Origin of the sequence: Actinocorallia sp. A-T 12471, assembly GCF_033875155.1 — a bacterium.
Taxonomy (GTDB): domain Bacteria; phylum Actinomycetota; class Actinomycetes; order Streptosporangiales; family Streptosporangiaceae; genus Actinocorallia.
Genome location: NZ_JAWZTE010000011.1, coordinates 1 through 23,639 on the forward strand (window position 1 = coordinate 1; position 23,639 = coordinate 23,639).

Here is a 23,639-nt window from a genome sequence, read left to right on the forward strand (position 1 = left end):
ACCTCGGCGCGGCCCGCCCGGTGTTAGCGATCACTCAAATTGAGGATGAGCGCGTCATCCAGGGTGAGGACGAGCGGGTGTGGAAAGACCTCGGCAGCGTGAGGATGCCGAGGTCTTGGTGTGCGTCATGGCGGCTTGGTGTGCAGCGTGCGTGACGCGTGCTCGTCGGGTGTGGTTTGGCCTTGTCTAGGTGTCAATGCTCAGGGCTTGCTGGTTCGGGTCTTGCTGGTTGCTGGCGATGGCGGTTCTGAGCTGGCGGATTCCGGCGAGCCAGGCGTCGGCTTTTCCGTTGAGGACCCAGTTCTGCCAGAGGTAGGAGTCGTGTTCGATGAGTTGATCGAGGACCTGGATCGCGAGCGGTCTGAGGTCATCGGGGAGCGGCGGGATCGGGTTTTGGGGGCCGTGGATGGGGTGGGTGGCGGGTCCGTCGGGGCATTGGGAGGCGACGATGGCGGCAGCGGCGAGGGCCTCCTCGTCGGGGCCGCCGTCTCGGAGACTGGTGGCCAGGCCTTCCTCGAGTGCGGTGCGGATGGCTGCCGGCCGGTCTTCGGCGGGTAGGTCGTCGAGGATGAAGGCGAAGTCCCCTCCCGTGTCGTTTTCGAATGGTCCGATGTCCCAGCTGCCCATGCTCCGCGATCCCTTGTCCGATTGCTGGGGATGATATTCGTGCTGGCCAGGGATGGCTTGGCTGGGATCTGGCGGTGCCGCCCGGTCGTCACTCGGGTGCGATGACCTCGTTGACCGCTGCTCGGGTGGAGGCTTCGTCAACGATCGTCTTGTCGGCGGCGAAGGTCGCCAGGAGCGCTTGGATGGCGAGGTTGTTGATCGCTCGGGGATAGCCGCGGCTGGTGGTGTGGATCAGGGCGGCGGAGTCCTCGGTGAAGAGCGGGTCGGCGCGGCCGGCCAGGGAGACGTGGTGGCTGAGGTAGCTGACCGTCTCGCCGAGCGTCATCCCGGCCATGTGGTAGCGGATCCCGATGCGCTGGTCGAGAGCGGCCAACACGCCGAGCTTGATCTTCCGGCGCAGGGTCGGCTGCCCGATCAGGAGCGTGGCGAACGGGCTGGTGGAGTCCATGTCGTGGTTGGTGAGCATCCGCACCGACTCCAGCTGATCGTGCGCGAGCAGGTGAGCCTCGTCCAGGATGAGGACCGGGGTCCGGGCCGCGCTCGGCGAGCTCGGTCGCCAGCGCGTCGTTGGCCTGCGGGATGAGCGTGGCCTTGTGCGGTTTGGGGACTCCGCCCAGGGCGGTGACGATCGCGGTGTGGATGCCGCGGACTCCAACGTCGGGGTTCCCGAGATAGATCGGGATGTGGCGGGCGGGGTCCAGGCTCCCGATCGCCGCGCGGGTCGCGGCGGTCTTCCCGACTCCGACTTACCCGGTGATCACGCCGAGAGAGCGTTCGGAGACGCACCAGCTGATGCGGGCCATGGCTTCGCCGTGTGCGGCGTGGAGGTGCAGCATCCCGGGCGCCAGGTCCCGCCCGAACGGGATCTTGGTGAAGCCGAAGTAGGACTGGATGCGGTCCATCATGACGGGTCCTCCGCGAGGGTGGCGCCTTCTTCGTCCTCACTCTGCCGGTCGGTGTTTCCGCTGGTGGGAGGCATGTCGGCGGTCTGTTCGGGGGTGGGCTGGTCGAAGCGGGAGAGAGCGGCGTAGTTGATGCCGCCGGCAAGGCTCTCGGTGTGGGTCTGGTCCAGCAGGGCCAGGTAGTCGATGCCGGTGGTGGTGATCGGGTCTGGGTCGGCGGGCAGTTCGGGCTTGGCCTTGGGGTGGGCGTGCCGCCCGATGTCCTGGGGTTTGGCCAGACCCATCGGCTCGCCGCGGAAGCGGACCTCCATCACCTCCAGATCGAACGGGTCGAAGACCAGCTCGACCTTCCGGCCGACCAGCGAGGCGTCGACTTCGTAGGCGTTGGAGAACAACCGAACGGTCGCGGTCTTGGTGACCTGTCGGATCTCGCTCCACTTGAACGCCTCGGCCAGCTGGGAGGGCGTCGGGGTCGGGAACGGCGCCCCGGCCATCCAGCGTGTGAGGGGCTGCTGGGTCCGGCCTGGGGCTGGGTTCGGCTTAGTTCAGGTCGGGCTCGGGGTGGGCGTGACCTGGCTCAGGAGCGGCTGGACGCGGGCTGGGCCTAGGGCCGCTGGGCCTGGGGTCGAACTTCGGTCTGGCCTGAAGTCCGAGGGGGCACGGGCCCGACCTTGCTCCGGGCCTGGCGGCCGGTTTTGCTGTACCTGGGCCCTAGGCCCGGCTGGAGCCAGGCAGGTGGGTCCTGCGACCGCTGGGTTTGGCCCTGGGGCCGACTCGGTCGCTGGGCCTCTGGGGCTGGACGCCGGTTCCGGCCTGGCCTTGGCCCCGGCCCTGGCCTCGGCCCGGCTCTGGCCCGGCCCGGCTCTGGCCCTGCCCTGGCCCGGCCCGGCCCGGCTCTGGCCCTGCCCTGGCCCGGCCCGGCCCGGCTCTGGCCCTGCCCTGGCCCTGGCCCTGCTCTGGCACCGACCTGGCCTTGGCCCGGCCCGGCCCGGCTCTGGGTCCGACCTGGCTCTGGGTCCGACCTGGCCCTGGGTCTGACCTGGGCTCGACCTGGGCCTGGGCTCGACCTGGGTCTGGGCCTGGGCTGGGCCTGGTTTCAGTTTGGGGCTGGGCTTCTGGTTCTGGTTTTGCGCTGGGTTCGGCCTGGGCCTGGGGTTGGATGATGGTTCCGGTTTGGGGGTGGGTGGGGTTTGGTTCTGGGTCTTGGGCGGTGGGTGGGGTTTGGTGCTGGGTTTTGGGGCTGGTGTGGGAGTGGGGCGCGGGTTGGGCTTGGAGTTGGGGGCTGGGTGCTGGTGCGGAGGGGGGAGCTTCAGGGTGTGTCTGGTCTGTGCTGTGGTTCTGGCTGGGTCGGGCTTGGGCTGGGGGCGGGTTTGGGAGTTGATGCCCGAAGTGGTGGGTTTGTGGGTTTTGGGCTGGGGGCTTGTGGGTCTTGTGGCTGGGGGCTTGTGGGGTGGAGTCCTTGTGGGGGGCGAGTGTGTTGTGGGGTTGTGGCCTGTTTGGGTGGGTTAGGTGCGGTTTTGTAGGGAGGTTTTGTGGGGGTGGGTTTTGAGGGGGTGGGGCCGTGTGGGGTGGGGCTCTCGCGGTTGGGCGGTGTGGGGTGCGGGCGTGCGGTTGGGCTGTGGGGTGCGGGCGTGCGGTTGGGGTGTGTGGGGTGGTGGGTGTGGGTGCTGTGGGGTGGGAGTTGGCTGGTTGGGGTCTGGGGGTGGGGGCTTGCTGGCGGGGTGTTGTGGGGGTGTGAGGGTGGGCTTCTGGGGGGCTTGTGTGTGTGGGGGGGTGGGCTTGTGGGGTGGGGGCCTGGGGATGGGGTTCGGAGAGGGGTGGGGTTTTGGGGGGTGTGGCTTTTGTGTGTTGTTGGGGTCTTTGGGCTTGAGGGTTTGGGCCTGAAGGGGCTGCGGGGGAGGGGCCTTGTTTGGGTGGGTGGGGTTGGGGGTGGAGGATTATGGGGGGTGGGGTGGGGAGGTTGGTGGGGTTGTGGTAGGTGGGGCCGTGGAGGAGGGCCCAGTGGAGGCAGGGGGTTGGGGGGCAGTGGGAGGGGGTGGGGGAGAGGGTGGCGATTTGTTGGCCTTTGGTGACTTGGGTGCCAGGGGGGAGGAGGGGGGTTACGGGTTCGTAGGTGGTGCGCCAGGGGCCGTGGGTGAGGGTGATGACGCTTCGGGTGGCTACGGGGCCTGCGTAGGTGATGGTGCCGTCGGCGGGGGCGAGGATGGGGGCGTTGGGGGTTGTGGTGCGGAGGTCGATGCCGCGGTGGCCGGGGAGCCAGTCGTGGGGTGGGGGGTTGAAGTCGCGGGCGATGGTGAAGGGCGGGTTCAGGGGCCATTCGGCGGGGGACGGGAGGGGCGGCAGGGGCGGTAGGGGGGCTAGGAGTGTGGTGAGCAGGGTGGGCGGCATGATCATGGGTGCCACTCTGCGGGGTGGTGACGTGATTTGGGTGGCCGAACGGGGTTCTGTGGATAACGGCGGGGGTGGCGCTGTTCGGCTTCGGGTGGAGTGCGGGGTGGTCTCTTCTGGGTTTTGGGTCGGGTGTGGGGCGGGCTCCTGTGGGCTTCGGTTCGAGAAGGGGCGGCGGTTCCCCTAAACTGGGGGAACGGACGGGTGAACTGTGCCCTGCGCGCAAGGCATCCGGCCGAATTCTCAGCGTCCGCTTCACCGCTTTTGAGCGGGGCGCGTCTCCAAGGTCCGCGATCCGAACGGGTTGTGGTGGGGCGCGTCCGGGCGTGACAGGCGAACCGAAACACAAGAAGGAGTACGGGTATGGCTCCCGTCGTCACGATGCGCCAGCTCTTGGAGAGCGGCGTTCACTTCGGCCACCAGACGCGTCGGTGGAACCCGAAGATGAAGCGCTTCATCCTCACCGAGCGCAACGGCATCTACATCATCGACCTCCAGCAGTCGCTGGCCCACATCGACCGCGCCTATGAGTTCATCAAGGCCACGGTCGCGCACGGTGGCACGATCCTGTTCGTCGGCACGAAGAAGCAGGCCCAGGAGGCCATCGCCGAGCAGGCGACCCGCGTCGGGATGCCGTACGTGAACCAGCGCTGGCTGGGCGGCATGCTCACCAACTTCTCCACCGTGCACAAGCGCCTGCAGCGCCTCAAGGAGCTCGAGCTCCTCGACTTCGACGACGTCGCCGCCTCCGGCATGACGAAGAAGGAGCTGCTGGGCCTCCGCCGCGAGAAGGAGAAGCTCGAGAAGACCCTTGGCGGTATCCGCGACATGGCGAAGGTCCCCTCCGCCGTGTGGATCGTGGACACCAAGAAGGAGCACATCGCGATCAACGAGGCCAAGAAGCTCGGCATCCCGGTCGTCGCGATCCTTGACACCAACTGCGACCCCGACGAGGTCGACTACCCGATCCCGGGCAACGACGACGCGATCCGCGCCGTCAGCATCCTGACCCGCGTCGTCGCCGACGCCGCCGCCGACGGCCTGCTGGCCCGCTCCGGTGGTGGCTCCGACAAGGCAGTCGAGGCAGTCGAGCCGCTGGCCGAGTGGGAGCGCGAGCTGCTCGAGGGCAAGAAGGACGACGAGGCCGCCGACGCCGCCCCGGCCGCCGAGGCAGCGCCTGAGACCGCCGCCCCCGAGGCCGCCGCCCCTGAGGCGCCCGCCGCCGAGGCCGCCGAGGAGACCGCGGCCCCCGAGGCCCCGGCCGCCGAGTAAGTCCTTCAGACGAGACGACGAAGAGAGATCCCTGACCATGGCGAACTTCACGACCGCTGACGTCAAGCGGCTCCGCGAGCTCACCGGCTCCGGAATGATGGACTGTAAGAACGCGCTCACCGACGCCGAGGGCGACTTCGACAAGGCGGTCGAGCTGCTGCGTCTCAAGGGCGCCAAGGACGTCGGCAAGCGCGCCGAGCGCACCGCGGGCAACGGCCTGGTCGCCGAGTACTTCAAGGGCTCCGGCGACGGCACCCTGCTCGAGCTCAACTGCGAGACCGACTTCGTCGCGAAGCTCGACTCGTTCGTCGAGCTCGCGAACAAGATCACGAAGTTCGCGTCCGAGTCCGGCGCGGCCGACGTCCCCGCCCTGCTGGGCGCGGAGATCGAGCCGGGCAAGACCGTCCAGGCCCTGATCGAGGAGAACTCCGCCACCATCGGGGAGAAGCTCGAGCTGCGCCGCTTCGCGCACTTCACCGGCCCGTACGTGGCCAGCTACCTGCACAAGTCGGACCCGGCCCTGCCGCCGACCACCGGCGTGCTGGTGCAGCTTTCGGCCGAGAACCCCGAGATCGCCAAGGACGTCGCGCAGCAGATCGCCGCGATGGCGCCCAAGTACCTCACCTTCGAGGAGATCCCGGCCGACGTGATCGAGAAGGAGCGGGCCCTGGCCGAGACCAAGACCCGCGAGGAGGGCAAGCCCGAGGCCGCGATCGCCAAGATCGTCGAGGGCCGCGTCAACTCCTACCTGAGCGACTTCGTCCTGCTCAAGCAGGCGTTCGTGAAGGACAACAAGAAGACCATCGCGAAGCTTCTTGACGAGGCCGGCGTCAAGGTCGAGCGTTTTGTGCGGTTCAAGGTCGGCCAAGCCTAGGCTACCGACCGTACCGCCCCCGTTACGGTCCGCGCCCCCCGACGGAGGGCGCGGGCCGTCCATGGGAGAAACTGAACACTGAACGTGCGCAACACCGAGGAGGCCGTCGCCGTGCCCGAGAATCCAGAGACCGACGCAGCGACGGCCTCCCCGCATGTCCGCCCCCGCCGGGTGCTGCTGAAGCTGTCCGGCGAGGCGTTCGCGGGAGGCCAGCCGCTCGGCATCGACGCGACGGTGGTGCAGACCATCGCCGAGTCGATCAGGACGACGGTCAAGGAGGGCATCGAGGTCGCGATCGTCTGCGGCGGCGGCAACATGTTCCGCGGCGCTGAGCTGTCCGAGCGCGGCATGGACCGCAACCGCGGCGACTACATGGGCATGCTCTCCACCGTGATCAACTGCCTCGCCCTCCAGGACTTCCTGGAGCGGCTTGGGGTGGAGACCCGCGTCCAGACGGCGATCACGATGGCCCAGGTCGCCGAGGCGTACATCCCCCGCAGGGCCGTCCGCCACCTGCAGAAGGGCCGTGTGGTCATCTTCGGGGCGGGGCTCGGCCAGCCCTTCTTCTCCACCGATACCTGCGCCGCCCAGCGCGCGCTGGAGATCGGCGCGGACGCCGTCCTCAAGGGCACCCAGGTGGACGGCGTGTACGACGCCGACCCCAGGACGAACCCGGACGCCGTCCGCTTCGACAGCCTCGACTACGGCGAGGTGCTCCAGCGCGGTCTGAAGGTGATGGACGCGACGGCGATCAGCCTGTGCATGGACAATGGCCTTCCCATCGTGGTGTTCGACCTGATGGGCACAGGCAACATCGTGCGGGCCGTCCGAGGAGAGAAGATCGGCACCCTCGTCAGCCCGGCACAGAACTAAGACGGGAGCCAACGCAGTGATCGACGAGATCCTCTTCGAAGCCGAGGAGAAGATGGACAAGGCGGTGTCGGTCGCCAAGGACGACTTCGCCGGCATCCGCACGGGCCGGGTCACCCCCGCCATGTTCAACAAGATCCTGGTGGAGTACTACGGCGCGCTCACCCCCGTGAACCAGCTCGCCTCCTTCCACCTTCCCGAGCCCCGCATGGTCGTCATCCAGCCCTTCGACAAGGGGTCGATGGCGGCGATCGAGAAGGCGATCCGCAACAGCGACCTCGGGGTGAACCCGGGCAACGACGGCAACATCATCCGTGTGGTCTTCCCCGAGCTGTCGGAGGAGCGCCGCAGGGAGTACATCAAGATCGCCGGCGGCAAGGCCGAGGACGCCAAGATCTCGATCCGCAACATCCGGCGCAAGGCCAACGAGACCCTGAACAAGCTCGTCAAGGACGGCGAGGCGGGTGAGGACGAGGTCCGGCGTGCGGAGAAGGAGCTGGACGAGGCGACGAAGCGGTACGTGGCCTCGATCGACGCTCTGTTGGAGCACAAGAAGGCCGAACTCCTCGAAGTCTGATGACGCAGGCAGTGGAGCCCCCAACCAAACGCAATCCCGGGCGTAATGTCCCGGTGGCCGTCGGTGTGGGGGCGGGACTCGGCGCGCTCGTGCTGGTCTCGCTCTACACCGTGCGTGAATCGTTCATCGTCGTTCTTCTCGTGTTCGGCGCGGTCGCGCTGCGCGAGCTGACCGGCGCTTTCGCGTCCCGCGACATCGCGGTGCCGCTCCTCCCGGTGGCGCTCGGCGGCGCGGTGATGCTGCCCGCGGCGTTCTTCTGGGGCCCCGGCGGCATGGTCGTGACGCTGGCCATGACCGTTCTCGTCACGCTGATCTGGCGGATGAAGGACGGCGCGGCGGGCTATGTGCGCGACGTCACCGCCGCGGTCTTCACGATGGTGTACCTGCCGTTCCTCGTCGGGTTCGCGATGCTGATGCTCGCCCATCCCGACGGGGCCGACCGGATCACCGTGTTCATCGCCGTCACCGTGGCCAGCGACATCGGCGGTTTCTTCGTCGGCGCGTACCTCGGCAGGCACAAGATCGCGCCGAAGATCAGCCCGAAGAAGACCTGGGAGGGCTTCGCGGGGTCGGCGTTCACCTGCATGCTGGTCGGCGCGCTGCTGCTGACGTGGCGGCTCGACGGGCTGTGGTGGCAGGGCGTGATCCTCGGCGCGTGCGTGGTGCTCACCGCGACGCTGGGCGACCTCGTGGAGTCGATGATCAAGCGCGACCTCGGCATCAAGGACCTCGGGACGCTGCTGCCGGGCCACGGCGGCGTCATGGACAGGCTCGACTCGCTGCTGGTCACCGTCCCGGTCGCGTGGATTCTGTTCGAGACGTTCCTGCGATGAGCGACACTGGAAGAATGTCTGCCCAGGTAGCGCCGGAGTCCCCGAGTGACGAGCGGCCAGAGAACGTCGACCCAGAGGCGCAGCGCCAGGCCGTCGCGCCGCGCCGTCCGGGTCAGTTGATCTTCGCGGGGCCGCGCCGCGCGAAGCCGCCGCGCCATCTGGCCGACCTCACGGTCGCCGAGCGGCGGGAGGCGGTCGCGGCCCTGGGGGAGAAGCCGTTCCGGGCCGACCAGCTGTCCCGGCACTATTTCGACAGGTTGATCAGCGATCCGGAGCAGATGCCGGATCTGTCGCAGAAGCTGCGCGACAAGCTCGGGCCCGAGCTGCTGCCGCAACTGCTCACCTCCGTGCGGGATCTGGCGTGCGACGGTGGGAAGACCCACAAGACGGTGTGGAAGGCGTTCGACGGCGTCCTGTTCGAGTCGGTGCTGATGCGCTACCCGGACCGGGTGACGATGTGCGTGTCGTCCCAGGCCGGATGTGGGATGAACTGCCCGTTCTGTGCCACCGGGCAGGCGGGGCTGACCCGCAACCTTTCGACGGCCGAGATCGTGGAGCAGGTCGCGGCCGGCCAGCGCGCGCTGAACCGGGGGGACATCGCGGGCGGGCCCGGACGCGTCAGCAACATCGTCTTCATGGGGATGGGCGAGCCGCTGGCGAACTACAAGGCCGTGCTCGGCGCGGTCCGGCGGATCACCGAGCCGTCGCCGTCGGGGCTGGGGATCTCCCAGCGCGGCGTGACGGTCTCGACGGTCGGCCTCGTGCCCGCGATCCAGAAGCTCACCGACGAGGGCCTGTCGGTGCGGCTCGCGGTATCGCTGCACGCCCCCGACGACGAGCTGCGCGACACCCTCGTGCCGATCAACACGCGCTGGAAGGTCCGCGAGGTCCTGGACGCCGCGTTCGGATACGCCCGCAAATCCGGGCGAAGGGTGTCGATCGAATACGCGCTGATCAAGGACGTCAACGACCACGCGTGGCGGGCCGATCTGCTCGGGAAGCTCTTGAAAGGCAAGCTCGTACACGTCAATCTGATCCCGTTGAACCCGACACCCGGGTCGAAGTGGACGGCGTCGCGGCCGGAGGACGAGCGTGAGTTCGTCCGCCGCCTCGAGGCGCACGGCGTCGCCGTGACCGTCCGCGACACGCGGGGCAGGGAGATCGACGGCGCCTGCGGCCAGCTCGCCGCGGCGACGAACGCTTGACGTGAACGCCAGAGCGGCCTTGAGTTCGAAGGAGTCCCCCGGTGGCCAGGTTCCCCCGCGCGCTGCGCGGTTACTTCGCCAGCGAGGTCGACGCGCTGATCGTCCGGATCGAGGGGGCGCTGGGCGTCCACGACGAGCCGGTGCCGCCGATCACCGCGGCGGAGCTGCGTGAGACCCGGCTCGGCGTGGTCCTGCACGGCTACGACCGGCGGGCGGTGGACGTCGCGCTGCTGGAGTACGTGCGGCAGTTGGAGCACCGGGAGCACGGTGACGCCGACCCGTATGTGGAGACGGTCTCCGGGCAGGTTCCCTGGCTCGTCAGGTGGGTGTCGGAGGCGGAGTTCCCGGTGACGCGGGTCCGCGCGGCCTACCGGGAGCGTGACGTCGACGCCTTCCTCGACCGGGTCCTCGCGGGCCTGCGCGGTGAGGGCCCGGCCGTCACCGGAAGGGCGGTGCGCGAGGCGGTCTTCGGCGGGGTGTTCTTCCGGGCCGGTTACGCCGAGCCCGCCGTGGACCGCTTCCTCGACGAACTCGCCGCCGCTCTCGACCACCTCCAGCACCACCTCCCCCCACCCCCCGCCCCGACCCCCGTCCCCGCGCCCGCGCACGACGCCCCCGCGCGTCACGTGCCTGCGCCTGACGCGCCTGCGCCCGATGTGTCCGCGCACGACGCGCCTGCGCCTGACGTGTCCGCGCACGACGTGTCGGCCTCCGACGTGCCTGCTCCCGACGCCTCCGCGCAGGACGCGCCCGGTTTCGAGCCCGCGCAGGACGTGCCCTCCGACGTGCCTACTGCCGACGATGCCTCCGCGCAGGACGCGTCAGCTTCTGAGCCCGTGCAGGATGCGTCCGTCTCTGATGGGTCCGCGCGCGATGTGCTCGAGCGGGACGCTTCCGCGTCGGATGGGCCTGTCTCTGATGAGTCCGCGCGGGACGCGGCAGCTTCTGAGCCCGCGCCGGATGCGTCCGTCTCTGATGGGTCCGCGCGCGATGTGCTCGAGCGGGACGCTTCCGCGTCGGATGAGCGTGTCTCTGACGAGGTCGCGCGGGACGCGTCCGGTCCCGAGAGCGCACAGGATGTGGCTGCGCGGGACGTGTCGGCTTCCGATGTGCCCGCGCCGAGGCTTGAGAAGCCCGTCTCGGCCGACGGTGAGGGTCAGGGTTCCGGGCAGGGGGGTGGGGCCAGGGAGGCTGTGGGGAAGGTGGGGTGACGTGGGGGTAGGGGTGGGGCATGGATGAGTGTGTGTTCTGCGGGGTGGTGGCCGGGGAGGTGGGGGCGGAGGTCGTCCTCGATGTGCCGGAGGCGGTGGGGTTCCTTGACGCGAGGCCGCTGTTCAAGGGGCATGTGCTGGTGGTGCCCAGGCGGCACGCCGAGACGCTGACGGATCTGACGCCCGAGGAGGTCGGCCCGTTCTTCGAGGTGGTCCGCGAGGTCGCGGGGGCCGTCGAAAAGGGCCTCGACGCGGCCGGGACCTTCGTGGCGATGAACAACAAAGTGAGCCAGAGCGTCCCGCACCTGCACGTCCACGTGGTGCCGCGCAACCGGAAGGACGGCCTGCGCGGCTTCTTCTGGCCGCGTCACAGGTACGACTCGGACGAGGAGCGCGCGGAGTACGGCCGGAGGGTGCGGGAGGCGCTGGAGGCTTCTGAGGGCCGCTAGCGGGTGCCCCAGCTGTAGGTCTGCTTGCGCAGTTTGAGGTAGACGAAGCTCTCGGTGCTCACGACCGACGGCACGGCCCTGATCCGGCCGAGGATCTCAAGGAGCTGGTCGTCGGTCTCGGCGACGAGTTCGACCATGACGTCGAAGGACCCCGCGGTGATGACGACGTAGTCGATCTCGGGCATGGCGGCGAGGTCGTCGGCGACGCGGGACAGGTCGCCCTCGCAGCGGACGCCGATCATGACCTGGCGGCTGAAGCCGAGCATGAGGGGGTCGGTGACGGCGACGATCTGCATGAGCCCGGTGTCCAGGAGCCGCTGTACGCGCTGGCGTACGGCCGCCTCGGACAGGCCGACGGCCTTGCCGATCGCCGCGTAGGAGCGCCGCCCGTCCTGCTGGAGCTGTTCGATGATCTGCTTGGAGATCGCGTCGATGGGGACGCGGGCGGGGCGCGGGGGCTCGCTCATGGCTCCATCCTTCCGCCTGGCCAGGGTCGTGTGCGCCGCATAGCCTCACACAGGGACGGGCAGGACTCACGCGTCAGGGTCGGGTGTCGGCGCATAACCGCAACCAAAAAGGCCCTCTCCGAGGGAATCCGTCGTGAAATGCGATTGTAACAACGGAATCACTTGTCCCTGACGTTATGCTCTGCGAAAGTCAAGCGATACGGGATCACCTGCGGAGGTCGAAGATGACCGGCAAGGCGCGACTGCGCAACTTCGTCAACGGCGCCTATGTGGAGCCCTCGGACGGCGGTTACTCCGACGTCGTCGACCCGAGCACGGGTGAGGCGTACGCCGAGGCCCCGGTCACGGGCAAGGCCGACCTCGACGTCGCCTACGCCGCGGCGTCGCAGGCGTTCGAGGGCTGGCGTGACGCCACCCCCAGGGAGCGGAGCCTGGCGCTGCTGAAGATCGCCGACGCGGTCGAGGCGCGCGGCGAGGAGATCGCCAAGGCCGAGGTGAAGAACACCGGCAAGCCCTACCAGCTGACGCTGGACGAGGAAATCGGCCCGATGGTCGACAACATCAGGTTCTTCGCCGGTGCCGCGCGGGTGCTCGAGGGCCGCTCGTCCGGCGAGTACCTCGCCGACCACACCTCATCGATCCGGCGTGAGCCGATCGGCGTGATCGGGCAGGTCGCGCCGTGGAACTACCCGATGATGATGGCGGTGTGGAAGTTCGCCCCGGCGATCGCGGCGGGCAACACCGTGGTGCTGAAGCCGTCGGACACCACGCCGGTGTCGACGCTGCTGCTCGCCGAGATCGCCGCGGAGTTCCTGCCGCCGGGCGTGCTGAACGTGGTCACCGGCGACCGCGAGACCGGCCGGGCCCTGGTGGAGCACCCGACGCCGCAGATGGTGTCGATCACCGGTTCGGTGCGGGCGGGCAAGGAGGTGGCGGCCTCGGCGGCGCGCGACCTCAAGCGCGTCCACCTGGAGCTGGGCGGCAAGGCCCCGGTCGTGGTGTTCGACGACGCCGACATCGCCTCGGCCGCCGAGGGCATCGCCGGGTCCGGCCTGTTCAACGCGGGCCAGGACTGCACGGCCGCCACCCGCATCCTGGTCTCCGAGCGGATCGCCACCGACTTCACCGCGGCCCTGTCCGAGGCCGCGGCGGGCCTGAAGACCGCGGGCCCGGACGACCCCGACGCCTACTTCGGCCCGGTCAACAACGCGGGCCAGCTCGCCAGGGTCAAGGGCTTCCTCGACCGGGTGCCCGGCCACGCGACCGTCGAGACGGGCGGCGCGCAGGTCGGCGAGCGCGGCTACTTCTTCGCCCCGACGGTCATCTCCGGCCTCCACCAGGACGACGAGCACGTCCAGGAGGAGATCTTCGGCCCGGTCATGACGGTCCAGTCGTTCTCCGACGAGGACGAGGCCGTCAGGTGGGCCAACGGGGTCCAGTACGGCCTGTCGTCCAGCGTGTGGACCAAGGACCACGGCAGAGCGATGCGGATGACGCGGCGGCTTGACTTCGGCGTCGTCTGGGTGAACACCCACATCCCCTTCATTTCCGAGATGCCGCACGGCGGCTTCAAGCACTCGGGGTACGGCAAGGACCTGTCGATGTACGGGTTTGAGGACTACACGCGGATCAAGCACGTCATGCACTACATCGGGCGGTAACAAAAGTCGGATATAAACCATTCGTCCGAGACGGCGGGCCCCGCGAGGGGCCCGTCACAGCACGACCCCGATCGACCCCCTGAGCACGACCCCTAGCACGACCCCTAGCACGACCCCCTAGCACGACCCCCGAGTACGACCCCGCACAACGGAGGCGGCGGGCCCCGCGCCCCTCCCAGCGCACGACCCCCTAAGGACAAGTGGTAATGACGGAGACCCAGTCCGTTCTCCCCGCCATCGAACTGGTAGGGCTCGTCAAGGAGTTCACCTCGCACGGTGAGACTGTCCAGGCGGTCAAGGGCGTTGACATGCGGATCGGCGAAGGCGAGTTCTTCTCCCTTCTCGGCCCCTCCGGATGTGGTAAGACCACGACGATGCGCATGATCGCCGGATTCGACGAGCCGACGTCGGGCGCGGTCCGCCTGCACGGCGAGGACGTGACGGGGGTGCCGCCGAACCGCCGTGACGTGAACATGGTGTTCCAGTCCTACGCGCTGTTCCCGCACATGAGCGTCGCGGACAACGTCGCGTTCGGGCTGCGCCGCAAGGGCGTCGGCAAGGCCGAGGCGGCCCGCAAGGTCAGCGCGATGCTGGAGACCGTGGGGCTGGCCGGGCGCGAGAAACGCCGCCCGTCCGAGCTGTCCGGCGGCCAGCAGCAGCGCGTCGCGCTGGCCCGCGCGCTGGTGAACGATCCGCGCGCGCTCCTGCTCGACGAGCCGCTCGCGGCGCTCGACCTGAAGCTGCGCCAGACCATGCAGGTGGAGCTGAAGCGCATCCAGCGCGAGGTCGGCATCACGTTCGTGTTCGTCACGCACGACCAGGGCGAGGCGCTGACGATGTCGGACAGGATCGCGGTCATGAACGACGGCCGCGTCGCCCAGCTCGGCAGCCCGCGCGAGATCTACGAGCACCCCGCCTCGAAGTTCGTCGCCGGGTTCATCGGCACCTCCAACCTCATGTCGGGCAAGGTCACCGAGCTGCGCGACGGCGTCGCGGTCATCGGGCTCGGGGACGCCGAACGGATCGTGGTCGCCGCGGACGGGGCCCAGGTCGGCGCGGACATCGAGCTGACGGTCCGGCCGGAGAAGATCGACATGCGCACCGAGGAGCCGGGGGCCGACCGGAGCAGGCTGCGCGGCACCGTCACCGAGGTCGTCTACCTCGGTACCAGCACGAACTACAACGTCCGCACCTCGCTCGGCGCGGACATCGTCGTGTTCACCCAGAACGCCTCAAACGCCAATGACATCGCCGTACGGGGGGACAGCGTCTGGCTGTCGTGGGAACCGCGGCACTCCTACGCGATCGGAGCCTGAAGCAATGAACGAGATCAACCCCCTCCTGCGCCGCGGACTGACCCACCGTCGCGACTTCCTGCGCCTCATGGGCGTCGGCGCGGTCGGCCTGGCCGCCGCGGCGTGCGGCGTCGAGGGCCAGGGCGGCAAGCAGAACGTCACCCAGTCCGAGGTGGAGAAGTACTGGGCGGGCAAGACCAAGAACGGCAAGCTGAACTGGGCGAACTGGGTCGGCTACATGGAGGACGACCGGGCGACGCTCAAGGCGTTCACCAAGGCGACCGGCATCGAGGTGACCTACAAGGAGGTCATCAACGAGAACGCCGAGTGGTTCGGCAAGATCGACGCCCCGCTGCGGGCCGGGCAGTCGATCGGCTTCGACCTGATGGTCATGTCCAACGGCATCCAGCTGGAGCAGGCGCGCCAGCTCGGCTATCTCGTGCCGCTCGACCACGCGAAGCTGCCGAACTTCGCGGCGAACGCGGGCGAGTCGTTCAAGAACCCGCCCTTCGACCCGGACAACACCTTCACCGTGCCGTACACGTCGGGCATCACGGGCATCGCCTACAACACCAAGTACGTCAAGGAGCCCATCACCAAGTGGGCCGATCTGCTCGACCCGAAGTACAAGGGCAAGATCGGCATGATGGGCGACTCGCAGGAACTCGGCAACGTCGGCATGTTCCTGGTCGGCGTCGACCCGGAGCGGTCGACCCCCGAGGACTGGGAGAAGGCCGCGGCGAAGCTGCGCGAGCAGCGTCCGCTGGTGCGCAAGTACTACACGCAGGACTACATCGAGGCGGTCACCAAGGGCGACGTGTGGATCACCATGGCGTGGTCCGGTGACGCCTACAGCCTCGCCGGTCCCGAGGTCGAGTTCGTGATCCCCGAGGAGGGCGGCACGATCTGGACGGACAACCTGTGCATCCCGTCCACGGCCGAGAACCCGGTGGACGCGCTCGAGCTGATGAACTGGCTGTACGACCCGCGCGCGAACGCCACCCTGACGGAGTACATCAACTACATCACCCCCGTCCCGGCGACCAAGGACTTCATCAGGCAGGACGCCGAGGCCGCGTCCGGCGACGAGAAGAAGGCGCTCGAGGACCTGATCTCCAGCCCGCTGGTCTTCCCGACCGAGGCGGACCTGGCGAAGCTGCGCCGCTACCGCACGCTGACCCAGGACGAGAAGGAGAAGTACCAGAGCGTCTTCACCCCGATCCCCCAGGGCTCGTAAGGTGCGCCGGCGTCTCACCCCCTACCTGCTGATCCTGCCCGGGGGACTGTGGCTCACCGCGTTCTTCGCGGTGCCGATCATCATGATGCTCTCCTTCTCCCTGATGGAGGGCAACCTGATCGACGGCTTCGCCTTCACGTTCCACTGGCAGAACTACACCGAGGGCCTGTCCACGTACGGCGACAAGTTCGCCAGGTCCCTCTGGTACGGCCTGCTGGCGACGGCCGCGTGCATCGCGCTGGCTTATCCGGCCGCCTACTGGATCGCGTTCAAGGCGGGCAGGAACAAGTCGACGTACCTGTTCCTGCTTCTGCTGCCGTTCTTCGTGTCGTTCATCCTGCGCACGGTCTCCTGGAAGTTCGTGCTCGCCGACAACGGGATCTTCATCGGCACCCTGAAGGACTGGGGCCTGCTCGACCAGGACTTCCACGTGCTCGGCACGACGTTCGCGGTGATCGCGGGCCTCACCTACAACTTCCTGCCGTTCATGGTGCTGCCGATCTACGTGGCGCTGGAGAAGATCGACTACCGGCTGATCGAGGCCGCCCAGGACCTGTACGCCTCGCGCGTCCAGGCGTTCCTGCGGGTCGTGCTCCCGCTGTCGCTGCCCGGCGTGTTCGCGGGGGTCGTGATGACGTTCATCCCGGTCTCGGCCGACTACGTCAACGCCGACGTGCTCGGCGGCAGCGGCAACGTGATGATCGGCAACGTCATCTACCTCGAGTACTTCAACAACAGCGACTACCCGATGGCCTCGGCGCTGTCGTTCACGCTGATGGGCGCCCTGCTCGTCGGGATCTTCCTGTACGCCAGGCTGCTGGGCACCAAGGACGTCCTGGAGGCGGCGGGCCGATGAAGCTGCTCAAGGGGCGTCTGCTCCACATCTACACGCTCGTCCTCGTCGCGTGGCTGATCCTGCCGATCGCGGTGATGATCGCGTTCGGGTTCAACGACACGACCTCCAAGCAGAACTTCGTCTGGGAGGGCTTCACGCTCAAGTGGTACGCCCAGCTGTTCGACAAGGAGGACCTGACCAGGGCGCTGGTCAACTCGCTGCTGATCGCGCTGCTCAGCACGGTCATCACCACGGTCATCGGGACCATGGTCGGGCTCGCGCTCGGCAGGTTCAGGTTCCGTGGCTCGGGGGTGTCGAACCTCGTGCTGTTCGCGGCGATCTCGACGCCCGAACTCGTCATGGGCTCCTCGCTCCTCGCGATGTTCGTGCAGTTCAACACGCCTCGCGGGTTCGTCACCATCCTGCTGGCGCACGTGATGTTCTCCATCGCGTTCGTCGCGGTGACGGTACGGGCCCGCGTCGTCGGCCTCGACCCCTCCCTCGAGGAGGCCGCGGCCGACCTGGGGGCGTCGAGCTGGACCACGTTCCGGCTCGTCACCCTGCCGATGATCATGCCGGGCGTCATGGCCGGGGCGATGCTCGCCTTCGCCCTGTCCGTCGACGACTTCGTGATCACCAATTTCACCAGCGGGTCGACGGTAACGTTCCCGCTGTGGGTATGGAGTTCCACAAGGACCGGAACTCCGCCGCAGGTCAACGTCATGGGCACGTTGATCTTCGCGGTCGGCGTGCTGATCGCGCTGTACAACCTCGTCTCGGCGCGCCGCCGCAGAACAACCTGAGAAGTGACCCTAGTCGCCGCCGGGGAAGCCCCGCCTGAAGAGGGCGGGCCCCGGCGACGGCCCAGGGGACACAGGAGAAGGGAAATGTGAATGCGCTGAAGGCTCTGGCGCAAGCGGAGCCGACTCCGTATTGGCTTGAAGACCCGGCTCGTCCCGAGCCCCTCCCGTCGCTGGTGGAGACGACCACCTGCGACCTCGCCGTGATCGGCGGCGGTTACACAGGACTGTGGACCGCCCTCATGGCCAAGGAGCGCGACCCGTCCCTCGATGTGGTCCTCGTCGAGGCCGACCGCGTGGGCGGCGCGGCCTCAGGACGCAACGGCGGTTTCTGCGCCGCGTCCCTCACCCACGGCCTGTGGAACGGCATGGAACGCTGGCCCGACCAGATGGGCGAGCTGGAACGGCTCGGCAAGGAGAACCTCCAGGGCATCGCCGACGCCGTCACCAGGTACGGCATCGACTGCGAGTTCGAGTTCACCGGTGAGCTGCACGTCGCGACCGAGGAGTGGCAGCTCGCCGACCTGGCCGAGGAGGCCGAGCACGGCATCCGGCTCGGCCACGACCTGCGGCTGCTCGACCGCGACGCCGTCCGGGCGGAGGTGAACTCGCCGACCTACCTCGGCGGCCTGTGGGACCGCGACGGCGCGGCGATGCTGCACCCCGCGAAGCTCGCCTGGGGGCTGCGCGACGCGTGCGCGTCCCTCGGGGTCCGGATCTACGAGCGCACCCCCGTCACCGCGATCTCCGAGAGCCGCGACGGCGTCTGGCTGCGCACGTCCTACGGCGGCGTCCGCGCCCGCCGGGTCGCGCTCGGCACGGGCGTCTTCCCGCCGCTGCTGAAGCGGCTGAAGCACTATCTGGTCCCGGTCTACGACTACGCCCTGATGACCGAGCCGCTGTCGGACGCGCAGTTGGCCTCGCTCGGCTGGCGCAACCGGCAGGGCATCGGGGACTCGGCGAACCAGTTCCACTACTACCGGCTGACCGCCGACAACCGCATCTTGTGGGGCGGCTACGACGCGATCTACCACTTCCGCAACGGACTGCGGCACGAGCTGGAGTCGCGGCCTGAGACGTTCGCGCGGCTGTCGTCCCACTTCTTCCGCACCTACCCGCAGCTCGAGGGCCTGGCCTTCACCCACGCGTGGGGCGGCGTGATCGACACGTGCAGCAGGTTCTGCGCGTTCTACGGCACCGCCTTCGGCGGCCGTCTCGCCTACGCGACGGGCTACACCGGCCTCGGCGTCGGCGCGACGCGTTTCGGCGCGGACGTCATCCTCGACAACCTCGGCGTCGGCCTCGCGCCGGGCGAGGTGACCCCGCGGCTGAAGCTCGACATGGTCCGCTCCAAGCCGCTGCCGTTCCCGCCCGAGCCGTTCCGGTTCGGCGCGATCCAGCTCACCCGCTGGTCGATCGCCAGGGCCGACGCCAACCAGGGCAAGCGCAACCTCTGGCTGCGCACCCTCGACAAGCTCGGGCTGGGGTTCGACTCCTGACGCCGGACAGGCCGGGCCTTCCCGGGAAGGCCCGGCCCGCGTCACGCGGCGAAGAGCAGGAACAGGCCGCCGACGGTGTAGACGACCATGAGCAGCAGCAGGGGGAGCTGCCCCGTCAGCGCGCGGCGGGTCGGCAGCAGGGCGACCGCCCTGTCATGCGCGGAGAAGACGCCGAGCACGTGCCCGACGACGACGCCGCCCGCCCGCACGACCGCGAGCAGCCAGACCGGCAGCAGCTCGAAGTCGACCGCGTAGTCCCCGACGCCCAGGTAGTCGGCGTTGGTCCCGAACGGGTCCGACCACAGCAGGTACGTGCTCTGGCCGCTGTAGAACAGCAGCGAGAAGTAGTGCGCGACGAGGTAGCCCACGGCGATCGGGATGAGCGAGTGGGCGAGTTCCCCGGGGGCGGTCCGCCCGATCGGACGGGTGCACAGCCAGTACGTCGCCGCGACGATCGCGATCAGCCCGAGCATGCCGAGCGAGCTCATCAGGACGGGGTCGAGCGGCCCGTCCTGGACCTGGCCGATCCACCAGGGGGAGCGGGTGAACCCGTCGTAGGCGGTAGAGCCGAGCATGACGCACATGACGGCGACGATCCCCGGCGCGGGGGCGAGGCCGGCGAGCCCGTCGAACGGGTTGCGGAACACCAGGTGGCCGTCGGGGTGGCGGCCGAGCGGGGCCATCCTGCCGATGAACGCCGAGTAGACCTCGAACGGGTCGCCGTTGTCGAAGAACTCCGCGCCGAAGACGGTCGAGCCGACGATCATCACCGAGGCGTAGACCGCGAACCAGGTGAGCAGCGCCCAGCCCTCGATCCGGTCCGGCGCGACGAGTTCCATCCAGGTGAAGGCGAGCAGCCCGAACGCGGCGGGCCAGTAGCCGACCCAGGCGGGGAGCTTCGCGAGCGGCTTGCCCCCGCTGAGCAGGGCGATCCCGCCGTGCACCGCGCGCAGCGGGTTCATCAGCTTCCACACCGGGCCGAACAGCAGCGACAGCGGGATCAGGCCGACCCAGAAGACCACGTAGATCGTCCAGGGCGCGGGGTTGGCGTTGCCGGACGGGCCGAGCGCGGCAACGACCGTCGTGGCGACCGCGCCGACGACGCCGACGAGGCGCAGCGCGATCCGCGTCGCGCGGGCGTCGGCGAGGGTCTGGAGCCGCTCGGGCACCGGGCGTCCGGCGTCGGCGCGGAACTTCGAGCGCTGCCAGGTGATCCCGAGCGCCGCGAAGGAGATCAGGACGGCGAGGGCCGCGCCGACCATGAGGAACTCGAGCGGGATCGGCAGGTCCTGGCGGCCGCCGATCCCGTGGGCGAGGACCATCAGGAGACCTGGAGGGTGAACAGCAGCAGGTGGTCGGCGTGCGTCTCCACCTCGAACCTGCCGCTCACGTCCGCGGCGAACTCCACGACGCCGGGCTGTCCGGCCTTGAGCTCGAGCGCCTTGTCGTAGCCGTGGACGTGCAGTTCGTCGTCCTTGTCGGAGGTGACGGTGATGCGGACCTTCGTGCCCTTGTCGACCTTGCGGACGGCGGGACGCGGCGCGACCTTGCTGCCGTTGACGGAGACCGTGAACTCCGCGCCGTCGAACGCGGGCGCGGCGTCCGGGGTGGCCGAGGGGTCGGCGGCCGGGGCGTCCTGGGTCGCCGTGGCGGCGGGGGAGGAGGCCGTCGGCGCGGGGTCCTCGGCGGCGGAGCAGGCGCTCACCGCGATCAGGGACAGCGCGAGCACGGGCAGGAGGGCGCGGGCGCGAAGCACGTCGGTACTCCATGGTTAGGGGGTGTGTCGCGCGCAAGTCTAGGTAAAGCGGGATAGCGGTGAGGTAAGGGTTCAGCGCACCGGGACGCCGCGCGCCCACCGCAGCCACTGGCCGGTCGCGGCGACGGGTCCGAGCGGCGGGCAGAACCCGCGCCGGGTGAGGTCGGCGGTGATCTCGCGGGCCGCGCGCTGGAGGCCGCGGAAGGTGTCGGCGGGCACGCCCACCCCGAGGGCGGCGGGCCCCGACGCGTACAGCGCGCCGTCGCCGCTGGCCGCGCCCGTCACCTCGAAGGAGCGGGCGACCTCGAGCCGGTCGAGCGGGCCGCGCCGCGCGCCGCCCCTGGCCAGGAGGTCGGCGAGCACCTGGTGCTCGGCGATGTCGGCGGGCAGGGCCGCGCAGTCGATGATGAAGTCCGACAGGAACTGGTGCCTGCCGCCCTCGCGGCGCAGGTGCGCGACGACGCGGCCGCCGGGGCCGGGCTCGACGAGGTCGACGACGCCGCGCACGCAGTGGTACCAGCCGTGCGCGGCCCCGTCGCGCAGCCGCGCCTGCCAGGCCCGCCGCTCCGGCCCGGACGGCCGCGCGAGCACCGTGCGGAACGCCTGGACGACCCGGGTCTGCAGGCCGTGCGCCTCACGGTCCTCGATGAGCCGCCGCAGGACCCGCGCGGCGAGCCCGCCGCCGCCCCTGACCATGACGGTGCCCGCTTTGTCGCGCAGCGCCGCGTAGACGTGCTCGTGCGGCTCGTAGGCGCTGACGACGCGCACCCGGTCGCCGTACTCGCTGCGGTACCGCTGGAGGTCGGGCAGCAGCCGCAGCCCCGGCCTGCCGACGGCGAGGTGGACGTACCGGGACCGGTAGGCGCGCGGTGCGCCGTCGGGCCCGGTGAGCACGGTGAAGTAGCCGCCGTCCTCGCGCCGCCTGACCACGTGGACCGACCCCTTGACGGTCATGTCCGCATACCCGATCCGGGCGGCCTCCCGCTCGAGCCCGGCGAGGACGGTCGCGGCGCGCGGGCTCCAGGGCCGCCGCAGCAGCGCGCCCGGCAGCGGCCGGGGCGACCGCTCACGCCACGCCTCCTCCAACGCGTAGGAGGGGAAGCACCATGGCGCGTCGGGACGGCCGCGCGAGCCGGTGCCGATCCGCGCCGTCGGGGGGAGCTGCGACCAGCGCGTCAGCCGCTCGTAGGTCTGCGCGGGGTGGTCGAGGTCGGTGATGACGCGGATGCGCTCGGCGGGCACCCCGTGCACGCGCAGCCTGTCGACCGTGGCGAACGACCCGATCCCGCCGCCCACCGTGACGAAGGGCACGTCGGCGACGGGCATCGCGGCGGCGACCATCGGGTCGCTCCAGCGGGGCGATTCGAGCAGCGACGGGGGAAGGATTCCTCGCCGTGGTCCGCCCATGCCTCGCCGCCCTCCCATCCGGCCGCGCGCGCGGCGGACCGGGCACCGCGCCCGGCTCGTCCAAGGTTCCGGGCGGCCGGGTCCCGGGGGCAAGGGGCGGCTGCCCCTCCCCCCAAGGGACGGATAGCGGGGACGGCCTACGGGGACGGGTTCAGTCGCCCGCGTCGTCCAGCGACGGGAAGATCATCGAGGAGACGTCGAAGTAGAGCTGTTCGGGGTACGGCATGTAGGTGACCTCGCGGAAAGCCTGGTCGTCTCCGGCGCTCTCCATGATGAAGGTGCCGTAGTCGAGGAACTGGCCCTGGAGCGGGCGCTCCAGTTTGATGTCGGTCACCTTCTTCAGCGGGATCATGCCGACCCGCCGGGCGATGAGCCCCTGGATGTACATCAGCCGCCGCTCGGTGACGATGAAGAACTCGACCGACCAGGTGAGCACCCGCCAGATGAGACGGGCCACCAGGTACAGCCAGGCGAGCCACACCACAAGGGTGGCGACGCCGCCGCCGAGCCATCCGCTGAGGACGCCGGCGAGGATGAGCCCGCCGAACACCTCGGCGACCGGGCGCAGCAGTGACGCCGGGTGCCTGCGCACCGCGATGACCTGCTCCTCGTCTTCCATGAGGTAGTGCCGGATCGTCCTTGACCTTGACTTGTCGCGCACGACCATCACGTCGTTGAAGCCCACGGCTCAAGGATTCCATACGGGAAAGCCGCTGAAACTCTATATACTCGACCAAGTTAGTGTGTAATATCGGTTCATGGACGCCATGACAGCAGCCGCCAAAGTGGAGGGCATCCCCGCCGACCAGGGTCAGCTCCTCGGCGTGGTTCCCATGGAGGGCACCGACAGTGCTCTCGTCATAGTCGGTCACATCGTGCCCCTGAGCAGGGACGTCGAAGTGACCGGAACACCGGTCATCCCGGACGACACGCGCATCGTGCACGACGGCCTGACCGTGGACGAGGTGTCGCGCTCGGCCCATGTGGACGGCAGGAAGATCCCCCTCACCTACCAGGAGTTCGAGCTGCTCGCGCACCTCACGGCCAGCCCCGGCCGGGTGCACTCGCGGGTGCAGCTGCTGCGCGCGGTGTGGGGGTACTCCGAGGCGGGTTCGGTGCGCACGGTCGACGTGCACATCCACCGGCTGCGCGGGAAGCTCGGCCCCTACCGCGACAGGATCGTCACGGTACGGCGGCTCGGGTACATGTACACCCGCCGCTGAGCCCCGTGCGTTTAGCCGGTCATTTCCCGCGCTCGGCGCGGCGTCGGGGGACGTGTGCGCGTGCGGTCTGCGTGACGGCCGCCGCATTTTGTGTCCGGCCGGATTCGGACGGGCGATGACCCGGGGTTTTTCGTGCGAAAAGTCCGGGTCTGAAAGGCCGTGTCCGCTCTTTGGGCGCTCTCGGTCCTCACTGTTAACAGGAGCCTCAAATGTTAACAGGAATCAATGTTGACCCCGCTGCGCGGGCCGGG

Annotated in this window: 25 protein-coding genes; 15 read left to right on the forward strand and 10 right to left on the reverse strand. The window is 69.3% G+C overall.

Annotated features, from left to right (window positions below; all coding sequences use genetic code 11):
* Positions 1-186: 186 nt before the first annotated feature.
* From R9X44_RS26055 to R9X44_RS35820, 5 genes are all read right to left on the reverse strand, one after another.
* Entirely contained in the window at positions 187-627 is a 441-nt protein-coding gene (locus tag R9X44_RS26055) for a DUF4259 domain-containing protein (RefSeq protein WP_319816917.1), read from the reverse strand.
* Positions 628-715: 88 nt separating this feature from the next.
* Positions 716-1,282 (reverse strand): ExeA family protein, encoded by a 567-nt coding sequence (locus R9X44_RS26060; protein ID WP_319816918.1) that lies wholly within the window; start codon positions 1,280-1,282, stop codon positions 716-718.
* Between the two features lie 91 nt (positions 1,283-1,373).
* Positions 1,374-1,532, reverse strand: a complete 159-nt coding sequence (locus R9X44_RS26065; RefSeq protein ID WP_319816919.1) for a hypothetical protein — start codon at positions 1,530-1,532, stop codon at positions 1,374-1,376.
* Positions 1,529-2,023 (reverse strand): Mu transposase C-terminal domain-containing protein, encoded by a 495-nt coding sequence (locus tag R9X44_RS26070; protein ID WP_319816920.1) that lies wholly within the window; start codon positions 2,021-2,023, stop codon positions 1,529-1,531. Before R9X44_RS26070 ends, R9X44_RS26065 begins: the two co-directional genes overlap by 4 nt.
* 217 nt (positions 2,024-2,240) lie before the next feature.
* Complete coding sequence (locus R9X44_RS35820; RefSeq protein WP_413774993.1) at positions 2,241-3,923, reverse strand: peptidoglycan DD-metalloendopeptidase family protein; 1,683 nt, start codon at positions 3,921-3,923, stop codon at positions 2,241-2,243.
* Positions 3,924-4,280: 357 nt separating this feature from the next.
* On the opposite strand from R9X44_RS35820, the gene rpsB reads away from it, so the two are divergent.
* The 8 genes from rpsB (at position 4,281) to R9X44_RS26110 (ending at position 11,208) form a co-directional block, all read left to right on the forward strand.
* Positions 4,281-5,189 carry a 30S ribosomal protein S2 gene (gene rpsB, locus R9X44_RS26075; protein ID WP_319816921.1) on the forward strand — a complete coding sequence of 303 codons (909 nt, stop codon included), beginning with the start codon at positions 4,281-4,283 and terminating at the stop codon, positions 5,187-5,189.
* A gap of 37 nt (positions 5,190-5,226) precedes the next feature.
* Entirely contained in the window at positions 5,227-6,063 is an 837-nt protein-coding gene (tsf, locus tag R9X44_RS26080) for a translation elongation factor Ts (protein WP_319816922.1), read from the forward strand.
* 111 nt (positions 6,064-6,174) lie between these two features.
* Positions 6,175-6,936, forward strand: coding sequence for a UMP kinase (gene pyrH / locus R9X44_RS26085; protein WP_319817180.1), 762 nt, complete (start codon positions 6,175-6,177; stop codon positions 6,934-6,936).
* A gap of 16 nt (positions 6,937-6,952) precedes the next feature.
* Entirely contained in the window at positions 6,953-7,510 is a 558-nt protein-coding gene (gene frr, locus R9X44_RS26090; protein ID WP_319816923.1) for a ribosome recycling factor, read from the forward strand.
* 53 nt (positions 7,511-7,563) lie between these two features.
* Positions 7,564-8,343, forward strand: a complete 780-nt coding sequence (locus R9X44_RS26095; RefSeq protein WP_319816924.1) for a phosphatidate cytidylyltransferase — start codon at positions 7,564-7,566, stop codon at positions 8,341-8,343.
* 14 nt (positions 8,344-8,357) lie between these two features.
* On the forward strand, positions 8,358-9,548 hold the full coding sequence (gene rlmN / locus R9X44_RS26100; protein WP_319816925.1) for a 23S rRNA (adenine(2503)-C(2))-methyltransferase RlmN: 1,191 nt from the start codon (positions 8,358-8,360) through the stop codon (positions 9,546-9,548).
* A 41-nt stretch (positions 9,549-9,589) separates the two neighbouring features.
* Complete coding sequence (locus R9X44_RS26105; RefSeq protein ID WP_319816926.1) at positions 9,590-10,759, forward strand: hypothetical protein; 1,170 nt, start codon at positions 9,590-9,592, stop codon at positions 10,757-10,759.
* Positions 10,760-10,779: 20 nt separating this feature from the next.
* Entirely contained in the window at positions 10,780-11,208 is a 429-nt protein-coding gene (locus R9X44_RS26110) for an HIT family protein (protein ID WP_319816927.1), read from the forward strand.
* On the opposite strand, the gene R9X44_RS26115 is transcribed toward R9X44_RS26110, so the two are convergent.
* On the reverse strand, positions 11,205-11,675 hold the full coding sequence (locus R9X44_RS26115; RefSeq protein WP_319816928.1) for an Lrp/AsnC family transcriptional regulator: 471 nt from the start codon (positions 11,673-11,675) through the stop codon (positions 11,205-11,207). The two genes, R9X44_RS26110 and R9X44_RS26115, sit on opposite strands and share 4 nt — an antisense overlap.
* Positions 11,676-11,899: 224 nt before the next feature.
* Here R9X44_RS26115 and R9X44_RS26120 point away from each other — a divergent pair, with 224 nt between their 5' ends.
* The 6 genes from R9X44_RS26120 (at position 11,900) to R9X44_RS26145 (ending at position 19,002) form a co-directional block, all read left to right on the forward strand.
* Positions 11,900-13,336, forward strand: coding sequence for a gamma-aminobutyraldehyde dehydrogenase (locus tag R9X44_RS26120; RefSeq protein ID WP_319816929.1), 1,437 nt, complete (start codon positions 11,900-11,902; stop codon positions 13,334-13,336).
* A gap of 206 nt (positions 13,337-13,542) precedes the next feature.
* Positions 13,543-14,652, forward strand: a complete 1,110-nt coding sequence (locus tag R9X44_RS26125; RefSeq protein WP_319816930.1) for an ABC transporter ATP-binding protein — start codon at positions 13,543-13,545, stop codon at positions 14,650-14,652.
* Between the two features lie 4 nt (positions 14,653-14,656).
* Positions 14,657-15,868: a spermidine/putrescine ABC transporter substrate-binding protein gene (locus tag R9X44_RS26130; protein WP_319816931.1), complete on the forward strand. Its 1,212-nt coding sequence runs from the start codon at positions 14,657-14,659 to the stop codon at positions 15,866-15,868.
* A 1-nt stretch (position 15,869) separates the two neighbouring features.
* Positions 15,870-16,724 (forward strand): ABC transporter permease, encoded by an 855-nt coding sequence (locus R9X44_RS26135; protein WP_319816932.1) that lies wholly within the window; start codon positions 15,870-15,872, stop codon positions 16,722-16,724.
* Positions 16,721-17,506 carry an ABC transporter permease gene (locus R9X44_RS26140; RefSeq protein WP_319816933.1) on the forward strand — a complete coding sequence of 262 codons (786 nt, stop codon included), beginning with the start codon at positions 16,721-16,723 and terminating at the stop codon, positions 17,504-17,506. Before R9X44_RS26135 ends, R9X44_RS26140 begins: the two co-directional genes overlap by 4 nt.
* Before the next feature lie 86 nt (positions 17,507-17,592).
* Complete coding sequence (locus R9X44_RS26145) at positions 17,593-19,002, forward strand: FAD-dependent oxidoreductase (RefSeq protein ID WP_319816934.1); 1,410 nt, start codon at positions 17,593-17,595, stop codon at positions 19,000-19,002.
* Positions 19,003-19,043: 41 nt separating this feature from the next.
* Here the strand turns inward: R9X44_RS26145 and R9X44_RS26150 are convergent, their stop codons facing one another.
* The 4 genes from R9X44_RS26150 to R9X44_RS26165 all read right to left on the reverse strand — a co-directional run bounded on the left by R9X44_RS26150 (position 19,044) and on the right by R9X44_RS26165 (position 22,850).
* Positions 19,044-20,324 carry a hypothetical protein gene (locus R9X44_RS26150; protein WP_319816935.1) on the reverse strand — a complete coding sequence of 427 codons (1,281 nt, stop codon included), beginning with the start codon at positions 20,322-20,324 and terminating at the stop codon, positions 19,044-19,046.
* Positions 20,324-20,758: a hypothetical protein gene (locus tag R9X44_RS26155; protein WP_319816936.1), complete on the reverse strand. Its 435-nt coding sequence runs from the start codon at positions 20,756-20,758 to the stop codon at positions 20,324-20,326. The genes R9X44_RS26150 and R9X44_RS26155 overlap by 1 nt, the downstream gene beginning before the upstream one ends.
* 72 nt (positions 20,759-20,830) lie before the next feature.
* On the reverse strand, positions 20,831-22,165 hold the full coding sequence (locus tag R9X44_RS26160) for a hypothetical protein (RefSeq protein WP_319816937.1): 1,335 nt from the start codon (positions 22,163-22,165) through the stop codon (positions 20,831-20,833).
* A gap of 151 nt (positions 22,166-22,316) precedes the next feature.
* A complete protein-coding gene (locus R9X44_RS26165) occupies positions 22,317-22,850 on the reverse strand; it encodes a PH domain-containing protein (protein ID WP_319816938.1) in 534 nt (177 codons plus the stop codon).
* Positions 22,851-22,923: 73 nt separating this feature from the next.
* Here R9X44_RS26165 and R9X44_RS26170 point away from each other — a divergent pair, with 73 nt between their 5' ends.
* Entirely contained in the window at positions 22,924-23,388 is a 465-nt protein-coding gene (locus R9X44_RS26170; RefSeq protein ID WP_319816939.1) for a winged helix-turn-helix domain-containing protein, read from the forward strand.
* Positions 23,389-23,639: the final 251 nt, after the last annotated feature.

What these genes read in the sequence shown, in the direction of transcription:
- R9X44_RS26055 (WP_319816917.1), bottom strand. Translation starts at nt 627, where the DNA reads ATGGGCAGCTGGGACATCGGACCATTCGAAAACGACACGGGAGGGGAC.
- R9X44_RS26065 (WP_319816919.1), bottom strand. Translation starts at nt 1,532, where the DNA reads ATGATGGACCGCATCCAGTCCTACTTCGGCTTCACCAAGATCCCGTTC.
- R9X44_RS26070 (WP_319816920.1), bottom strand. Translation starts at nt 2,023, where the DNA reads ATGGCCGGGGCGCCGTTCCCGACCCCGACGCCCTCCCAGCTGGCCGAG.
- R9X44_RS35820 (WP_413774993.1), bottom strand. Translation starts at nt 3,923, where the DNA reads ATGATCATGCCGCCCACCCTGCTCACCACACTCCTAGCCCCCCTACCG.
- rpsB (WP_319816921.1), top strand. Translation starts at nt 4,281, where the DNA reads ATGGCTCCCGTCGTCACGATGCGCCAGCTCTTGGAGAGCGGCGTTCAC.
- tsf (WP_319816922.1), top strand. Translation starts at nt 5,227, where the DNA reads ATGGCGAACTTCACGACCGCTGACGTCAAGCGGCTCCGCGAGCTCACC.
- rlmN (WP_319816925.1), top strand. Translation starts at nt 8,358, where the DNA reads ATGTCTGCCCAGGTAGCGCCGGAGTCCCCGAGTGACGAGCGGCCAGAG.
- R9X44_RS26110 (WP_319816927.1), top strand. Translation starts at nt 10,780, where the DNA reads ATGGATGAGTGTGTGTTCTGCGGGGTGGTGGCCGGGGAGGTGGGGGCG.
- R9X44_RS26115 (WP_319816928.1), bottom strand. Translation starts at nt 11,675, where the DNA reads ATGAGCGAGCCCCCGCGCCCCGCCCGCGTCCCCATCGACGCGATCTCC.
- R9X44_RS26120 (WP_319816929.1), top strand. Translation starts at nt 11,900, where the DNA reads ATGACCGGCAAGGCGCGACTGCGCAACTTCGTCAACGGCGCCTATGTG.
- R9X44_RS26125 (WP_319816930.1), top strand. Translation starts at nt 13,543, where the DNA reads ATGACGGAGACCCAGTCCGTTCTCCCCGCCATCGAACTGGTAGGGCTC.
- R9X44_RS26130 (WP_319816931.1), top strand. Translation starts at nt 14,657, where the DNA reads ATGAACGAGATCAACCCCCTCCTGCGCCGCGGACTGACCCACCGTCGC.
- R9X44_RS26140 (WP_319816933.1), top strand. Translation starts at nt 16,721, where the DNA reads ATGAAGCTGCTCAAGGGGCGTCTGCTCCACATCTACACGCTCGTCCTC.
- R9X44_RS26150 (WP_319816935.1), bottom strand. Translation starts at nt 20,324, where the DNA reads ATGGTCCTCGCCCACGGGATCGGCGGCCGCCAGGACCTGCCGATCCCG.
- R9X44_RS26160 (WP_319816937.1), bottom strand. Translation starts at nt 22,165, where the DNA reads ATGGGCGGACCACGGCGAGGAATCCTTCCCCCGTCGCTGCTCGAATCG.
- R9X44_RS26170 (WP_319816939.1), top strand. Translation starts at nt 22,924, where the DNA reads ATGGACGCCATGACAGCAGCCGCCAAAGTGGAGGGCATCCCCGCCGAC.